Raw genomic sequence first — 18186 nt, 5'->3', positions numbered from 1 at the left:
GCAAATATATAAATTTTATTTAGAATAATTAAAAATAGTTATATATTTGCCTCGATTATTAAGACTGAATAAAAATAATGAAAATAAAATTACTCCTTTTTGCTGGGTTTGTTTGTCAAATTTCTTTTGCTCAGCAAAAAGATACTATTGCATCACGAGAAAAACTTTCTGAAGTTGTGGTTACCGGCCAATTTGAACCACAATCGATTAAGAAATCAGTATTTAATGTGCGTGTTATATCAAATCAAGATATACAAAATTTAGCGGCGAATAATTTATCAGACGTTCTTAATCAATATTTAAATATTACCGTAAGGCCAAGTAGTACAAGCGGTCGCTCTACAGTTTCGTTATTTGGATTAGATGCACAATATTTTAAAATTTTAGTTGATAATGTACCTTTAGTAAATGAGGGTGGATTAGGGAATAATACTGACTTATCGCAGATTAACCTTAACGACGTTGATCATATTGAGATTGTTGAAGGATCTATGGGAGTTAATTATGGAGCAAATGCAGTAAGTGGAGTCCTTAATATAATTACTAAAAAATCATCCAAATATAAATGGGACATTAATGCAGCTGTTCAGGAAGAAACCGTAAATAACGAATATTCTCTTTTTAAAGAGGGGCGGCACATACAGTCTTTACGAGTGGCACATACATTTAGTAAAAACTGGTTTATAAGTGTTGGAGCAAATAGAAATGATTTTCAAGGATATTTAGGAGATAAAAATGGAAAGGATTATTTTGAAAATGATACTTCAAGAGGTTATACGTGGCTGCCAAAAGATCAATTAAACGGAAGCGCTTTATTGTCATATCATAAAGATAATTTCAGATTTTTTTACAAGTTTGAATATTTAGATGAAAAAGTGGATTATTATAATAGTACCGTACAATCTGGTTTTAGCAGTGCTTTAGGATCTTATCGTTATGCTGAAGACAGCAGATATTTTACCAATAGATACTTTCATAATTTAAATGTTACAGGAAAATTGTTTTCTCAATTAAATTATAATGTTTCTGCTACCCACCAAAAACAACAACGAGATGTAGAAGACTTTAGATATTATTTATATACTAAAACCGAGGCAAATAATATAACGATTAAAGATCAGTCTATGGAAGTTCTTTCTTCTACCGGGACTATAAGTAATTTCTTTTCAGACAAAACAGTAGATCTTCAATTAGGATATGAATTTGTAAATAATCAAGGTTATTCGCTTGTTCAGGAAGCCAATAATATATTTGTACCTGTTCGAAAAAGACTAGAAAACTATGATTTCTTTGCTTCTTCAGAAATTATGGCTTCAGATAGATTTTCTATTAAACCAGGATTAAGGTTTTCTGCGCAGTCAAAATTTAAAAACCAATATGCTTCTTCTATTGGATTAAGATATTTATTTGATAAAGGACTTGAAGTTCGTGGTTCTTACGGAAATGGTTTTAGGACACCAAACTTTGATGAATTGTATTCAAAACAAATTTTTGATGGACATTTCTTTACCGGAAACGAAAACTTAATTCCAGAAACCAGTACCTCATATGAAGCAAGTGTGAAAAAATTGACCATATTGACATCAGGATTTCAATTGTCAAATACAATTGCTGTAAGTTATTTAAATGTTGATGACAGAATTGATATGGCATTTGTTCGTACTAATCCTGATACAGGAAGTCCGGAATACGAATATATAAATATAAGCAAGTATAAAATGTGGAATTTTTCGACAATGAATCAGTTCCGTAAAAATAATTTGACTTTTAATATAGGAGCTTCTCTGATTGGGATTTCTCAGCAAATCGACAATCTGGTTTTTAGTTCAAGTGATCAATTTTTATACTCATTTAATCTAAACGCAAGTTTTTCATATACAATTTCAAAATGGAAAACAATAGTCTCGGGATATTATAAATATAACGGAAGAACACAACAATTCATACAAGGAAATTCAGAATATATTATATCAGAAATTGCTCCAAGTAACTGGCTGGACACCTCTATTAGAAAGAATTTCTTTGAAAACAAATTTGAAGTAAGTATTGGAGCAAGAAACATTTTGGATGTAACCAATGTAAATCAAACACGAACCAGTGAAGGAGCCGGACATGCTTCAGCATCAAATTTAATGCTTGCATATGGACGTTCTTACTTTTTAAAATTAGCATATAACCTTAATCTTTAATATAAATACAGAAATAAAATGAAAAAATTATTATTACTATCATTCGCATTTTTATCTCTTGCAGCTTGTTCAAGTGATGACGATACTCCTGAAGTTGAAATTCCAACAGTTGGAGCAACTTTACAGCCAGCGGTAGGTGGGGCAAACCAGCCAAATCAAGTTTACCTTGACTTAAGCACCAAAGAAGCAAAAGCAGTAAATAGAGCTGCTTGGGATTTCGGATTTTCATCTGGCTCAGAATTTAGAGTTGTAATCAACGGATCTCTAAAAATGGCTGTAAAAAAATTAGAAACTTCGGATATTACATTACCACAAGAAAGTGATTCTAATGTAGCAGTTGGCGCTGGGACAACAGCAGCTTCGAATGGTTATGTAGATAATCCAACAGGTGTTTTAACAGGAGCAGGAGCAGGTATTGGAACTGCAATTGCAGAAATTTCGGCTATAGACGCTGAAAATAAAGTGTATTTAGTAAATCTGGGATTTGCAGTTTCTACCACTAAACCAGCAACAGGATCTGTTAGTGTAGATGGAGATGCAAGAGGATGGAAAAAAGTTAGAATTTTAAGAAGCGGAAATGGATATAAAATTCAATATGCAGATTTAGCTTCAGCTACTTATACTGAGAAAGTTGTATCAAAGGACACTGATTTTAACTTCACATTTTTCAGTCTATCTACAGGAAATACAGTTTCTGTTGAGCCTCAAAAAGCCAAATGGGATTTAAACTTTACAGTATTTACTAATTATTTAAATGCAGGTACTGAAGTTACTTATGGATATTCAGATTTTATTACTACAAATTCAAAAGGAGGTACGCAGGCCTATCAGGTTTTAGTAGCTGATGGTGGATCTTATGCAGATTTTACAAAAGCTAAAGTTGTTGAAGCTAATTTTAAAGCCTCTGTAACAGATCAAAGAATTATTGGTGCGAACTGGAGAAGTGGAGGAGGACCAAATACTTTACCAAGTATTAGAACTGACCGTTTTTATGTAGTTAAAGATGCTGCAGGAAACTATTATAAAGTTAAATTCCTTGCTATGACAAACGATGCGGGTGAAAGAGGAAATCCAGCTTTAGAATATGCAATCCTGAATTAATTATATAATGAAAATTTAAAAAGGATAAAGATATTCATTATGGTTTATGATGCTTTGTCATCAAAAAATTAGTTAATCATTAGCTTTGTTTTTTTATTTTTTTTTGATTTAGAGGTTAGAGTTATCTAACCTCTTTTTTTTAATTTTCTTTATTGTTAAAATGACTTGAAAATGAATGTTTAATTCTATCTTTGCAGGTGTTTATGTCTTAAGAATTAACAGGAATTTTATATATTCTTTAATTTTTGTAGTTCTTTTCTTTAAATTTATAATTATTAAGTGAATACAAAATCATATTTCTTCAAGTCTTTTGCAATTGTTGCATTAGCTTTTTTTGCGTTTATTGGTTTTAAACAGGTTTTACCAAATAAAATCTTTTCAGATAGTAAAGTAGATTCTAAAAATGTACTTATAGACAGTCTGCTTCTGGAATCTGTTGCGAAAGATTCATTGTCGTTAAAAAGTGACAGCATCGAAGAAAGTGAACGAAGACTAGGCCAGCAGAAAATTGTTTACGATGCTTCTCAAGGAATCGAATTTCCATCTGAAACTTTCGATAATTACAAAGGATATCAGTACTTGATTTCCTTTTACGAAAAATTATATCAACTGGAACAAAACCCGCAAAATCATGTTAGAATTGCTTATTATGGAGATTCTATGACCGATGGGGATTTAATCGTGCAAGATGTTCGTATGAATTATCAGGAACGTTTTGGCGGAAACGGAGTTGGTTTTGTTTCGATAATTTCAGAATCTTCGGCATCTAGAGGTTCTGTAAAAACGCTTTTTTCTAAAAACTGGAAAATACAATCGTACTTAAATGTAAAAAGACCAATAAGTCCTTTTGGAGTAAATGGTCATGTGTTTTTTGCTAATGATAAAACAAATGCGACTTGGGTTCAATATGAAGCTGGATTGAACAAATATTCTACATCATTAAATAATCCAACATTATTTTACGGAAAAGCGTCTAAAAAAGGAAACGTAGATTTTATTATCGGAAAAGATACACTTCATAAAAGCCTTACTCCAAATAACTTGGTAAATAGTTTAAAAGTGACTTCCGGAAGTGTGAAATCTTTTAAAGCTAATTTTATTCATGCAGATTCAATTCCAATTTATGGATTTAATTTTGATAATGGAAGCGGAATTCATGTTGATAATTTCTCTCAAAGAGGAAACTCCGGACTGCCAATTTCCATGTTTGATGCAAACGTAATGCAGGCTTTTAATAATAATTTGAAATATGATTTAATCATTCTTCACTACGGAACAAACGTATTGAATTACGGAACCAAGAATTATTTTTGGTACGAAAAAGGTATGACTAAAACAGTAAATAAAATAAAAGAATCGTTTCCGGGCGTTTCTATTTTAATTGTTTCAACTGCTGATAAATCAACAAAATATGATTTAGAAATGAAAACAGATTCAGCGGTTGTACCTTTAATGAAAGCGCAGAAAAAATATGCATTAGAAACCGAATCAGGATTTGTAAATTTATACACTTTAATGGGCGGAGACGGATCGATGGTAAAATGGGTTGATGAATCTCCGGCTAAAGCCAATAAAGATTACACCCACTTTAACCAAAGAGGTGCAAAGGCAATTGGTAATTTATTGTACAGTCAGTTAAATCAAGGTTACGAACAATATAAAGTTTTACGCGAAAAACGTGAAGCGGGCGTTAAACCAAAAGCAATTCGAAAACCCAAAGCAGATTCTGTTTCTGTAAAAAAAGATAGCGTAAATGAATAAACTTATTATTTTCTTTTGTTGTCTTTTTTTCTCAACAAATGATAAACCTCAAGATCCAGTTTCACCTCCAATTACTAAAAATATGGTTAGCAAAATCGATTCGGCAGCGACTGAATCTTCTGAAGGAAATCACATTTATAATGCAAAAGTTTTAGAAAGTCTTTTTAAGAAATTAAAAGATAATGAGAGCGATAACAATCAAAAAATAAATATCGTTCATATTGGAGATTCTCACATTCAGGGAGATTTAATGACCAATGAAATCAGAAAAAAATTGCAGAAAAAATTTGGAAATGCAGGACGAGGATTAGTTTTTCCTTATCAATTGGCAAAAACAAACGGATCTTATAACGAACGTTTTCGCTGCAATAGGGTTTGGGAAACATATCGAAATATTTACCCTGTTAGAAATTATCCTATTGGTTTAAGCGGAATTGCACTTTGGAGAGATGCCGGAGGATTTGTTTTAGAATTGAACATCAAAGATCCATCCTATAAATTTAATTCAATTCGAATAATTACACCTAAAAACGAAGATATGTTTGAGTTGTCGACAGCATCTCAAACCAAATTTATTGAAACTGAAGAACGAAAAGTAATTACACATAAAATTAAAAAAGGAGAAGCAATCTCTGTAATTGCTGATAAATACAACGTTTCTATTGCAGAAATAAAAAGAGCAAATTCACTAAAATCAAATAATATTCGTGCAGGAAGAATATTAAAAATCCCAACAAACGAAACACAGCCAAAGAATATTAAAACATCAGAATTTGTTTCTTTAAATCTGCAGTCAGATTCATATTCACATTATTATAATTCTGAAAAAGCTTTAGAAAAAATTTATTTGATTCCGAATAAAAATGCTTCAAAATTTGAGCTAAACGGAATTGTCTTAGAGAAAGATGCTCCGGGACTTATTTATAGCGGAATTGGAGTAAACGGTGCTAAATATTCTGATTACAATAAATATCCTTTGTTTTTTGAGCAGTTAAAAGCTTTGCATCCGGATATGCTGGTTTTTTCACTCGGAACAAACGAAAGTTACGAGAAACTGGAATCGGCAAATTACATCAAACAATTACGGGAATTTATAAGCAATGTAAAAGCACAAAACATAAATGTTCCAATAATTGTAATGACGCCGCCGCCATCGCTGCTTAGAAAAAGACCCAATACTTTTATTCACGAATACACAAAACAGATTTTAGAAATTGCGCAGACAGACGGTTTTGCAGTTTGGGATTTATATGATGAATTTGGCGGAATGGAAGGAATTAGAGGTCTTAAATCAGCGGGATTAATTGGTCCGGATTGGGTTCATTATTCTAAAAAAGGATATGAAAAACAAGGAAATTTATTCTCAGAAGCATTTTTAAAGGCATACAATAATTTTAAATTACAGAATTAAGTTGACAACATTAGATAACATCAATAATTGGTTCATTCAAAATTTTGGTGCAATTACAATAGAACAGGTTAAAGGCTGGTTTATTTATAATCCAGATGAAAAATTATTATTCAACACGGGGTTATTCTTAGGATTATTTCTTGTTTTTTATTTTGTGTATGGCTTTCTGCGTAAAACATTTTATTTACGATTGACCTACGTAATTCTATTCTCGCTTTTCTTTTATTACAAATCGAGCGGAGTTTACTTTTTACTTTTATTACTTTCATCTGTAGTCGATTATGGTTTAAGCCAGATTATTTATAAAGAAACAAAAGACAGTACAAGGAAAATCTATTTGGTAATAAGTGTAATTCTGAATTTAGGATTATTAGGTTATTTTAAATACATGAATTTTATGATTGGAACATACAACGATATGTTCAATGGTCATTTTAAATTTCATGATATTTTTCTTCCGGTTGGGATTTCGTTTTATACGTTCCAATCGATGAGTTATATTATTGAGATTTACAGAGAAGAAATTAAACCGACAAAAAACTACATCGAATATTTATTTTTCGTTTCATTTTTCCCGCAATTAGTTGCCGGACCAATCGTACGTGCAAAAGATTTTCTTCCACAGATTTATCAAAAACTAAACCTGACAAGACAAGATGTAAATAACGGTTTGTTTTTAATTATAGGTGGATTAATCAAAAAAACGGTTATCTCAAATTACATTTCAGTAAACTTTGTCGATCGTGTTTTTGATACACCAATGAACTATACGTCATTCGAAAACTTAATGGCTTCTTATGGATATGCAATCCAGATTTATTGTGATTTTTCAGGATATTCAGATATGGCAATCGGAATCGCTTTATTGTTAGGATTTAAATTACCAGCCAACTTTAGAACACCTTATAAGTCAACTTCTATAACAGACTTCTGGAGAAGATGGCATATTTCTCTTTCAACCTGGTTAAAAGATTTCTTGTATATTTCTATTGGAGGAAACAGGGAAGGTTCGTTCGCAGGATTTTTATTTCCAAGTTTATTCTTTTTTGGATTATTGCTTTGGGGAATTACGAGTTACAATACAAGCATAATTCCACTTATAATTGCATTTAGTTCAATTGCGTTATTTTGTTTGTCATTTTTGCTTTCAAGCAAAAGAAAACAAACTTTAGTAACCAACTTTAATCTTTTCACCACAATGCTTTTAGGAGGATTATGGCATGGAGCAGGAGCACAGTTTATTGTTTGGGGAGCTTTACACGGATTAGCATTAGCGGTTCATAAAATATTTATGGAATTTTTTCCATCTAAAAAAGAAGGTTCAAATTTCTTATGGAGATTTTTCTCAATCGTAATTACATTCCATTTTGTAGTTTTCTGCTGGATCTTTTTCCGCGCCAGAGATTTTGAAACAGCATTGCAGGTAATCAATAATATTGGACAATTAACTTTCGAACCAGAAAACTGGAAAGCAATTATAATTGGTTATAAAAATGTATTTGGATTAATGTTGTTCGGATATGTTTGGCATTTCTTACCAGAAACTTTCACAAATGGAATGAAATCTGTTTTTGATAAAACGCCAATTTTAGTAAAAGCAATCATTTTAGGTTTCGTTTACTGGATTGTATATGCAACTGCGGTTGCAGGTTCGCAGCCGTTTATTTATTTCCAGTTTTAGTTTTTAAGGTTCAAAGGGACAAAGTTACAAAGGTGCAGAGGTTTTATTCTTTGCGCCTTTTTTTCTCTCGCAGATTTAGCAGATCTAGCGGATTTTATCATATATAATCTAAAAAAATAATCTGCCTAATCTGTTAAATCTGCGAGAAACTGAAAACCTTTGTTGCTATGAGCCTATGTCACTTTGAACCTTAAAAAATAAATTGCCTGAAATATCTAATTAGATTATCTTTGCACTTCAAATAAAGAAAATAGTATGTTTGATAATTTAAGTGATAAGTTAGATAAAGCGTTCCATATATTAAAAGGACACGGTAAAATTACAGAAGTAAACGTTGCCGATACTTTAAAAGAAGTTCGTCGTGCTTTACTTGATGCCGACGTTAACTTTAAAATTGCTAAAGATTTTACAACCAAAGTAAAAGAAAAAGCAATTGGTCAGGATGTACTTACAACCTTACAGCCAGGACAGTTATTAGTAAAACTGGTAAAAGATGAGTTGACAGAATTAATGGGTGGAGATGTTGCTGGTGTTAACTTATCAGGAAATCCAACTGTTATTTTGATGTCAGGACTTCAGGGTTCTGGTAAAACAACTTTCTCAGGAAAATTAGCCAACTTCTTAAAAACGAAGAAAAATAAGAAACCATTACTTGTAGCGTGTGATATCTACCGTCCAGCGGCGATCAATCAGTTACATGTTGTTGGAGATCAAATAGGTGTTGAGGTTTACTCAGAACCAGAAAATAAAAATCCTGTTGAAATTGCTCAAAACGCAATCAAACACGCCAAAGCAAACGGATTCAATGTTGTGATCGTCGATACAGCAGGTCGTTTGGCAGTAGATCAGGAAATGATGGACGAAATTGCACGTGTACACAAAGCAATTCAGCCACAAGAAACTTTGTTCGTTGTCGATTCTATGACAGGACAAGATGCTGTAAACACAGCAAAAGCTTTCAACGATATCTTGAATTTTGATGGAGTTATCTTAACGAAATTAGATGGTGATACTCGTGGTGGAGCGGCGCTTTCAATCAAATCGATTGTAAACAAACCAATCAAATTTGTTGGTACTGGAGAAAAAATGGAAGCAATTGACGTTTTCTATCCAGAACGTATGGCCGAGCGTATTTTAGGAATGGGAGACGTTGTGTCTCTTGTTGAAAGAGCTCAGGAACAATTTGACGAAGAAGAAGCAAGAAAACTTCAAAAGAAAATCGCTAAAAACGAATTTGGTTTTGATGACTTCTTAACACAGATTCAGCAAGTAAAGAAAATGGGTAACATGAAAGACTTGGTAGGAATGATACCAGGAGCCTCAAAAGCGATGAAAGACGTTGAAATTGAAGACGACGCTTTCAAACATATCGAAGCAATCATTTATTCGATGACTCCGGGAGAAAGAAGTAAGCCAGCCATTATTGATGTAAAAAGAAAAGCCAGAATCGCAAAAGGTTCGGGAACAAAAATCGAGCAGGTAAATCAGCTGATGAAGCAGTTTGACCAAATGAGCAAGATGATGAAGATGATGCAAGGCCCAGGCGGAAAAAATCTGATGAAGATGATGGGAGGTATGAAAGGGATGCCGGGTGGTATGCCAGGAGGAATGCCGAGATAAAATAAGAAAAAGTTTCAAGTTTAAGGTTTCAAGTTAAGAGGCCAAAACTTGAAACTTTTTTAATTACATAAATAGTAAGTTTCAACAGTAACATGAAACTTGAAACCTGAAACAAAATAAACACAACAAAATGCAGCTACTAGACGGTAAAAAAACATCTAACGACATTAAAAACGAAATTGCAATCGAGGTTCAATCTATAAAAGCAGCTGGAGGAAAAGTACCTCATTTAGCAGCAGTTTTAGTGGGAAACAACGGAGCAAGTTTAACTTACGTAGGAAGTAAAGTAAAATCATGCCAAGAAATCGGTTTTGATTCAACTTTAGTTGCTTTACCAGAAACTATTACAGAAGACGAACTTTTAGCAAAAATCAAAGAATTGAACGAAGATGATAACCTTGATGGATACATCGTTCAGTTGCCTTTGCCAAAACATATCGACGAGCAAAAAATCTTATTAGCAATCGATCCAGACAAAGACGTTGACGGATTTCATCCGACTAACTTTGGTAGAATGGCGCTTGAAATGGAAAGTTTTATTCCAGCAACACCATTCGGAATTATGGAATTGCTTGAGCGTTACAAAGTTGAAACATCAGGAAAACATACTGTTGTTATTGGTAGAAGTCACATTGTAGGACGTCCGATGAGCATCTTAATGAGCCGTAAAGGAAATCCTGGCGACTCGACAGTTACATTAACGCACAGTCGAACTAAAGACTTAGCGGAATTCACCAAAAATGCTGATATCATTATCACAGCTTTAGGAGTTCCAGAATTCTTAAAAGCAGATATGGTAAAAGAAGGAGTAACCGTTATCGACGTTGGAATTACCCGTGTAGAAGATGCATCAAACGCAAAAGGATACGTTATCAAAGGCGATGTTGATTTTGATGGTGTAAGCAAAAAAGCATCGTTCATTACACCAGTTCCGGGTGGAGTAGGGCCAATGACAATTGCAATGCTGCTTAAAAATACACTTTTAGCAAGAAAAATGAGAAGCGCAAGAAATCAATAATTTCTTCCTGAATAATATTCAAAACCCGTTCAAACGAACGGGTTTTGTGTTTTTAATATATAATTAATAGTTTAAAGTTTCGGTTCTTAAAAATAAAGGATACTTTTGCACCACTTAAAAAAACACTTCTCCAAATGGACGATTATTATTATTCGTTAGTATTAAATTAAGCAGCTTTTGAAATTTCAAAATGCTGCGCTAAAAACCTGTATTTTGAAATGAAAGCCTTTTACACAAACAACAACGGATTAGTAGAAATCCCAAAATGGACTTCAAATTGCTGGATTCACATCGAATCTCCAACAGAATCAGATAAAAATTATTTATTAGAAGAACTTCAGGTTCCCGAAGCTTTCTACAATGATATCGAGGATATCGACGAAAGACCTCGTATCGAAATCGAAGACGGCTGGACTTTGATTATCATGCGTATTCCCATTAAAAGCGGCGATGTCAAAATTCCATTTCATACCGTTCCGCTCGGGATCATTTTTAAAGACGATATCTGCGTTACAATCAGTTTTTATAAAACAGAAATCATAAAAGATTTTGTGGCTTATTCACAGCGCAAAAACATCGAGATAGAAGACAATTTCAATTTAGTTTTAAGATTGCTTCTATCATCAAGCGTATGGTATTTGAAATACCTGAAACAAATCAACCAGAAAATAAAACTAGCAGAAGATAATTTAGAGAAATCCATCAAAAACGAAGAATTACAGGCACTGCTTCAAATCGAAAAATGTTTTGTGTTTTTCATCACGTCGCTAAAAGCAAATGACGTTTTGTTTCAAAGAATCAAAAATCTAAAAGCACACAAAGCCAGTTATGATCCGGAATTACTGGAAGATGTCGAAATCGAATTAAATCAGGCGCAGGACACAGCCAATATCTACAACAACATCTTAACCGGAATGATGGATGCTTACGCTTCGGTAATTTCAAACAACATGAATAACATCATGAAGCAAATGACATCAATTTCAATCATTTTGATGATTCCAACCCTAATTGCCAGTTTGTACGGAATGAACGTCCCAAACGGTTTAGAAGAAAGCAAATATGGAATCTGGATTCTGCTTTTAATTTCAATTATTCTATCCTCTTTCGGCGTATTTTTATTCAAACGCAGAAGATGGTTCTAAACATTAAAAAGCCTGTTCGTTCAGAATGAGCTTTTCCGTTTTTATACTTTGGGCGTGACCCCGACCCGTTGAGAGGGCAAACATATTTTACGCTTATACGCCCTCTCAACAGGTCGGTGTCGGGCTATCCGCGCTACTTCGGTAGCCAGCTCCTATCCCTCACGCAACTGTAAGGTAAAATCAAATCCCGTTTCTGCAAGGTTTCCAAAACCTTGTAGGCATAATTTCAAGATCAATTAAATGTGTAGTCCCTACGGGACAAAAATCCGTTGTAAATGATTCTTGCTACCGATATTTAATCTCTCCGAGATAATTCGCTGTGAACTGTAAATATATGTGGATCGAAAAAATGAATAACAATAATTAGTATTTAATATAATCTTTGTAAAATACTCCGTTAGGAGTTATATATTGGTAGATAAAACGTATGAGAATAATCAATATTTAATTTTTGGGAAATACTCCGTTAGGAGTTAAATATCGGTAGATAAAACGTATGAGAATCATCTACATTTGATATTAATCTTTGAGGGAGTACTCCATTAGGAGTTAAATATTGGTAGCATAATATTGATGTCTCCAGTAAAAAAATCCCGTAGGGATTATATATTTCATTCCTATGAACGCAATTCATTAATTACTTCTATAAAATAAAAACTCAATTTTTATTTGTCAATTCAAAATAAATACTAACTTTGTAGTGCAAAGCACTTTAATTATGAATCAAAAGCACCAAGAAGATTTAGCACATATTCGTTCCATGATGGAGCGTTCTTCAAGATTTATATCGTTAAGCGGCCTTTCGGGCGTTTTCGCTGGACTTTCGGCATTAATAGGCGGATTGTATGTTTATCAGCTTTTTAAAGTAAATGGAATCGAATATTTTACTGATGAACATCTGCTATTAAAAGGCAGCTTGGTTTCAGAATTATTTTGGATTGGAGTTGTAATTTTAATTTGCGCATTTGCATTTGGAACTTTTTTTACGGTTAGAAAAAGTCGAAAATATAATTTACCAATTTGGACTTCGGCAACAAAAAATATGCTGTTTAACTTGGCAGTGCCGCTTGCAGCAGGCGGGATATTTTGCCTGGCATTAATGTATCATGGATATTATGGTTTAATCGCACCTTCAACTTTAATATTTTACGGACTTGCAGTAATAAATGCTGAAAAATATACATTTTCAGATATAAAATATCTAGGTTTTTCTGAACTTTTGTTAGGATGTATTTCTCTTTTCTACATTGGATATGGTTTAATCTTTTGGATTATAGGATTTGGTATCTTGCATATCGTTTATGGATTAGTGATGTTCAAAAAATACAAATAACCCAATGGGAATTATCGATAAACTAAATAAAGATTTTGAAAGCCGTGTCAGACTGGGTATTATGTCCGTTCTGATGGTTAACGACTGGGTAGATTTTACCGAGATGAAAACGCTTTTGAATATCACCGATGGTAATTTAGCGAGTCATTCCTCTGCATTGGAGAAATCTGAATATATTGAGATTAAGAAAGAATTTGTGGGTAAAAAGCCTAAAACATCTTATCAGGTAACACCGCTTGGCCGCGCGGCGTTTAAAGAGCACCTTTCTTACCTCGAAAAATTAATGAAATCTTAGAATCTAAAATTTTTTACCTAAAAACTTTGAATTACAAAGTACTTTTAAAAACTAAAATCATGAAAAAACATCAAATTATTTTAGCTTGTACAGCGGTTTTTATACTGCTTTTTTACAATGAATCTGTTGGAATCAACATTTCTATTTTTGGAGTAATTCTTACTCTTTTAATTAGTTATTTCTTTCAGGAAAAGTTCGTTAATAGATCTCATTTAGTTTTAGTAATGACCTCTATATTATCTTGTTTCGCTTTTGCATGGTATGGAGATGCTGCCTCGTTTTTTGCTTTGGCATTGTCAATCTTATTTTTACAATTTAAAACTCAGAATGAAGAACTCAAAATCGTACAGATATTTCCATTAATATTTTTAAACGGAATCACTACATTAGGTCGTGTTTTCATTTTCAGTCAATGGCTTCCGGAAAGAAAAATACATAACGATTTCGCCAAAAAACTTGTAGCATTTGTTGTCATTCCGGTAATGTTTCTCGGCTTGTTTTTTATCGTTTATTCTTTTGGGAGTAATCATTTCTCATCACTATTCACAGATTATACATTAGATATCAATCTGCCACAATTAATTGCTATGTGTATTTTGGGATTTTATATTTCATTTAGCTTTTGGAATTACTGGGTCCCGGATGTCTGCTATCAATACAATTCTAAATTAAATAATGAGTTCACTAATGTTTCTGAAGTAAAAAATCAAAGTACATTTTCATTTCTTGATCTTGATTTTGAAAGAAAGAGCGGCGAAATCACATTGTTTATGCTAAATATTATGCTTTTAATTTTTATCGGAACATATAATTACGAACAGTTTTTTGAAGTTGTCGAAAAAACAAATTTAAGCGCCGATACTCACGAACGTGTTAATGCAGTTATATTTTCAATATTAATGGCAGTTGGCGTAATCTTATTTTACTTTAAAGGCGGATTTAATTTTGATGAAAAGGCCAAAGCATTAAAAAATCTGGCAAAAGTGTGGCTTGCTTTAAATGTGGTTTTAATTATAAGTGCTATGGTTAAAAACTCAGAATACGTTTCTTTTTATGGTTTAACATATAAACGACTTGGAGTTTATGCTTTTTTAATTTTAGCTACTATTGGATTGATAGTTTCATTTCAAAAAATCCTAAAACAGAAAACCAACGCTTATCTTTTTAACCAAATGGTGTGGTATTTCTATGGAACAATTCTTTTATGCAGTTATGTAAATTGGGGAAATCTAATTACTAATTACAATATTTCTGCCAACAAGGGCGTAGACCCAGTATTTTTGAGCGGTTTAAATTTTAATGACGATGTTCGCCGTGAATATTTTAAACAAAATAAGCTAGATGGAAAATATGCAGAAGCCGTAAGAGAAGAATTGATTTCGAATTATCAAAACTCAGGCTTTTTGTCAAAAGCTTTATATTATGAGTTTTTGGATAAAGAAAAGAAATAATAAAAAATCCCATTCGTATGAATGGGATTTTCCTATTTATTATCTCCTCTTTTTCTAAATCGAGGATCATTTTTAGAAATAAACGTCCTTCTTCGATTTGGAGGTGTGCTTTCAGCTTTAGGCAGACTAGCTTCTTCAGTTTTGCTTGAAGGTTCAATTAATTTATTTAATTCTTTGATTTCGGCATCTGTTAAATCACGATAACGACCGACAGGAACATCCAAAGAAATATTTATAATTCTAATACGTTTAAGAGCAGTAACTTCATAACCCAGATATTCAGACATTCTTCGAATCTGACGGTTTAATCCCTGCGTTAAAATAATTTTGAAGGTGTATTTGCTGATTTGTTCAACTTTACATTTTTTAGTAACCGTATCCAAAATCGGAACGCCATTTCCCATTCTTTGTATAAAACGTTCTGTGATGGGTTTATTTACCGTAACGGTATATTCTTTTTCGTGATTATTTCTGGCACGTAAAATTTTGTTTACAATATCGCCGTCATTCGTCATAAAAATCAAACCTTCACTCGCTTTATCCAGCCTTCCGATCGGGAAAATGCGTTTTGGGTAATTGATATAATCAACAATATTATTTTTTACTTCAAGATTTGTCGTACATTCAATTCCAACAGGTTTATTGAAAGCCAGATAAATCATTTTTTCGTGTTTTTCTACGATTAATTTTCCGTCTACGCGTACTTCATCATCCGGCGAAACTTTGGTTCCCATTTCCGGCACAATACCGTTTATTGTTACGCGTCCTTCTTCAATTAATTTATCAGCTTCGCGACGAGAACAATAGCCCGTTTCTGAAATAAATTTATTAAGACGTTTAAGATTTTCTTCCATACTGCAAAAGTAGCTAAAATTTAGACTTTTTAGATTATTAAAATTTTAGATTCTTAGAATCTTAGTCTCTTAGAATCTTAGCCGCTTAAGAATGAAAAATCGAACTATCGTCCGGAGTTTCTTTTCTTTTAAACATTCCGTAGTCGCGAACTACAGAAGCAATTCGTAAATGATAATCTTTAAAAATCTCATTTCGGCCCTTTGTCTGTGCATGACGGTGCATTTCGAGATTTCGCCATTGCTGAATGCTTTCTTCGTCTCTCCAAAAAGATAAAGACAAAATTTTTCCGGGATCATTAAGACTTTGAAATCTTTCTATAGAAATAAAACCATCAATATTATTCAATTCAGGACGCAGACTCGCCGCAATATCCAGATATTCATCTTTTTTTCCTTCGTTGGGTATAACTTCAAAAATTACTGCTATCATTTAATTGTAGATTTTAGATTGAAAAAAAAACTCAGAACCTTAGCGGCTCAGTAACTTTGAACCTCTGTTACTTTGAACCTTCAGAAAAAAGAAACTCAATCACTTTATCATACAATTCGTCATCGTGCATTCCGTGACCTAAACCACTGGTTTCGATAAATTGACTGTTTTTCCAATTGCTGGCTAATTTTTTTCCTTCTTCAAAAGCAACTATTTTATCAGAAGTATCGTGAGCAATAAAACCGGGAATTGTAAATTCTGACGCAAATTTTTGTCCTGAAAAATCTTCGAGTTTAAAATTGAAACGATTTATAAATTTACTTTCTAAAAGAGGCAGCATTTTGGTGTTCAGGCTCAACATTGAAATGTAATTGTCGATCAAAGTTTTTAAGTCTGAAGGAGCGCCAAGAATTACCATCTTGTTTATACTCGTATTTGGAAATAAATATTGATGATAAACACAGGCTGCACCGCCAATAGAATGCCCAATAATAATTTCGGGCTGATATTTTTCGACAGCTTTATTTATAAATTCGGCATAAAGCGGAACATTAAATTCCTTTCCGCTGCTTTGTCCGTGGGCAGGAGCATCAATAGCAATAATAGTGCTTCCGGATTTTTGAAGATGAGGTAAAGTTTTTTTCCAGCGCGCAGCATTGCTTTCCCAGCCGTGAACCAGCAGGATTTTAGTTTCGTTTCCTTTCCAGATATAAGTTTGAAAATGATGTTCGTTATGGTGAAAAGTTTCAGTTTCTGTATTTCGTAATACTTTTGGAAGATCTTCTTTTTTTAATCGGCCAATTCGGGGCTGGCTAAAAAGTGCATAAGAAAGTTCCATCGCTTTTTGCGGACGAACGTAACTAAGAAAGTTTATATATGAGCCAACCGATTTTAATGTGATAAAGCGTATTCCTTTTTTAATTTTCAAAACTTAAATTTTTATTCTTGTAAAGGTAAAAATATGATTTTAAACTTGCTTAAAAATATTTTGCCACAGATTAAAAAGATTAACGCAGATTAATTCATTCAACTCCGAAATAATAATCCTTATAATCTTTTTAATCTGTGGCAAAATTAAACGCAAAAAAAAAGTCCCGATTTAATCGGGACTTGATATTTAGAATTTTGAGAACAATTGTTCCATTTTTTCTTTTTCTTCTTCTGCTAATTGCGTGTCAACTAAAATTCTTCCAGAATGTTCATCAGTAATGATTTTCTTTCTTGAAGCGATTTCAACCTGAGTTTGTGGTGGAATTGTAAAGAAAGATCCTGCAGAAGCTCCTCTTTCGATAGAAACTACAGCTAAACCGTTACGAACACTGCTTCTGATTCTGTTGTAAGCAGCTAATAATCTGTCTTCGATTTGTGCAGCATATTCAGCAGATTTCTCAGTTAAGAAGATTTCTTCTTTTTGAGTTTCAGCCATAATTGCATCCAATTCAGATTTTTTATGTTTTAAATGAGAGCTTTTAGCATCAAGTTTTTCTTTTAAGTTAGAAATAACTTCTTTTTTATGCTCAATAGAAGCTTTCATTTCTTTGATTTGCTTTTCAGCTAATTGAATTTCTAATTCCTGAAATTCAACTTCTTTTGTCAAAGAATTAAATTCTCTGTTGTTACGAACTGTTTCTTGTTGTTTAGTGTATTTCTTGATAACCTCTTTATGCTCCTCAATAGCAATTTTTTTTGCTTTGATTTGCTCCTCAATCACTTCAAGTTCACCTTTCAGTTTTTCTGAACGAGTGCTCAAACCTGCAACTTCATCTTCTAAATCTTCAACCTCTAAAGGAAGTTCTCCTCTAACGTTTCTGATTTCGTCAATTCTAGAGTCAATAAGCTGTAAATCATATATTGCTCTTAACTTGTCCTCAACACTTAATTCTTTCGTATTCGTCAT

General features: G+C 32.8%; 15 protein-coding genes. 11 read left to right on the top strand and 4 right to left on the bottom strand.

The genetic code is table 11. The features are described 5' to 3' along the window. Positions 1-77: 77 nt before the first annotated feature. From BUC29_RS11565 to BUC29_RS11515, 11 genes are all read left to right on the top strand, one after another. Positions 78-2189, top strand: a complete 2112-nt coding sequence (locus tag BUC29_RS11565) for a TonB-dependent receptor plug domain-containing protein (RefSeq protein WP_073416330.1) — start codon at positions 78-80, stop codon at positions 2187-2189. A gap of 18 nt (positions 2190-2207) precedes the next feature. Continuing rightward, on the top strand, positions 2208-3290 hold the full coding sequence (locus BUC29_RS11560; RefSeq protein ID WP_073416329.1) for an HmuY family protein: 1083 nt from the start codon (positions 2208-2210) through the stop codon (positions 3288-3290). Positions 3291-3569: 279 nt separating this feature from the next. Next, positions 3570-5051, top strand: coding sequence for an SGNH/GDSL hydrolase family protein (locus tag BUC29_RS11555; protein ID WP_073416328.1), 1482 nt, complete (start codon positions 3570-3572; stop codon positions 5049-5051). 82 nt (positions 5052-5133) lie between these two features. Continuing rightward, positions 5134-6462, top strand: a complete 1329-nt coding sequence (locus BUC29_RS11550) for a GDSL-type esterase/lipase family protein (RefSeq protein WP_244160821.1) — start codon at positions 5134-5136, stop codon at positions 6460-6462. 1 nt (position 6463) lies between these two features. Continuing rightward, positions 6464-8143 (top strand): MBOAT family O-acyltransferase, encoded by a 1680-nt coding sequence (locus BUC29_RS11545; RefSeq protein ID WP_073416326.1) that lies wholly within the window; start codon positions 6464-6466, stop codon positions 8141-8143. Between the two features lie 255 nt (positions 8144-8398). Continuing rightward, positions 8399-9763, top strand: coding sequence for a signal recognition particle protein (ffh, locus tag BUC29_RS11540; protein ID WP_073416325.1), 1365 nt, complete (start codon positions 8399-8401; stop codon positions 9761-9763). A gap of 130 nt (positions 9764-9893) precedes the next feature. After that, positions 9894-10781: a bifunctional 5,10-methylenetetrahydrofolate dehydrogenase/5,10-methenyltetrahydrofolate cyclohydrolase gene (locus tag BUC29_RS11535; protein ID WP_073416324.1), complete on the top strand. Its 888-nt coding sequence runs from the start codon at positions 9894-9896 to the stop codon at positions 10779-10781. A gap of 218 nt (positions 10782-10999) precedes the next feature. Continuing rightward, positions 11000-11926 carry a magnesium transporter CorA family protein gene (locus BUC29_RS11530; protein ID WP_073416323.1) on the top strand — a complete coding sequence of 309 codons (927 nt, stop codon included), beginning with the start codon at positions 11000-11002 and terminating at the stop codon, positions 11924-11926. Positions 11927-12644: 718 nt separating this feature from the next. Next, positions 12645-13259 carry a hypothetical protein gene (locus BUC29_RS11525; RefSeq protein WP_073416322.1) on the top strand — a complete coding sequence of 205 codons (615 nt, stop codon included), beginning with the start codon at positions 12645-12647 and terminating at the stop codon, positions 13257-13259. Between the two features lie 4 nt (positions 13260-13263). After that, positions 13264-13554 carry a winged helix-turn-helix domain-containing protein gene (locus BUC29_RS11520; protein ID WP_008464519.1) on the top strand — a complete coding sequence of 97 codons (291 nt, stop codon included), beginning with the start codon at positions 13264-13266 and terminating at the stop codon, positions 13552-13554. Positions 13555-13613: 59 nt separating this feature from the next. Beyond that, on the top strand, positions 13614-15005 hold the full coding sequence (locus BUC29_RS11515; RefSeq protein ID WP_073416321.1) for a DUF4153 domain-containing protein: 1392 nt from the start codon (positions 13614-13616) through the stop codon (positions 15003-15005). 32 nt (positions 15006-15037) lie between these two features. Here the strand turns inward: BUC29_RS11515 and rluF are convergent, their stop codons facing one another. From rluF to BUC29_RS11495, 4 genes are all read right to left on the bottom strand, one after another. Then, positions 15038-15859 (bottom strand): 23S rRNA pseudouridine(2604) synthase RluF, encoded by an 822-nt coding sequence (rluF, locus tag BUC29_RS11510; protein WP_073416320.1) that lies wholly within the window; start codon positions 15857-15859, stop codon positions 15038-15040. An 85-nt stretch (positions 15860-15944) separates the two neighbouring features. Beyond that, the gene (locus BUC29_RS11505) at positions 15945-16289 is read right to left on the bottom strand and encodes an antibiotic biosynthesis monooxygenase family protein (RefSeq protein ID WP_073416319.1); all 345 of its coding nucleotides are present in this window, start codon (positions 16287-16289) and stop codon (positions 15945-15947) included. A 67-nt stretch (positions 16290-16356) separates the two neighbouring features. After that, positions 16357-17217, bottom strand: a complete 861-nt coding sequence (locus tag BUC29_RS11500; RefSeq protein ID WP_073416318.1) for an alpha/beta fold hydrolase — start codon at positions 17215-17217, stop codon at positions 16357-16359. 189 nt (positions 17218-17406) lie between these two features. Next, entirely contained in the window at positions 17407-18186 is a 780-nt protein-coding gene (locus tag BUC29_RS11495; RefSeq protein ID WP_073416317.1) for a zinc ribbon domain-containing protein, read from the bottom strand.

The organism is Flavobacterium defluvii, assembly GCF_900129555.1.
In the GTDB taxonomy this organism is placed as follows: domain Bacteria; phylum Bacteroidota; class Bacteroidia; order Flavobacteriales; family Flavobacteriaceae; genus Flavobacterium; species Flavobacterium defluvii.
Note: the sequence above shows the minus strand (reverse complement) of the source record. Positions and strands in the feature narration are given on the sequence as shown.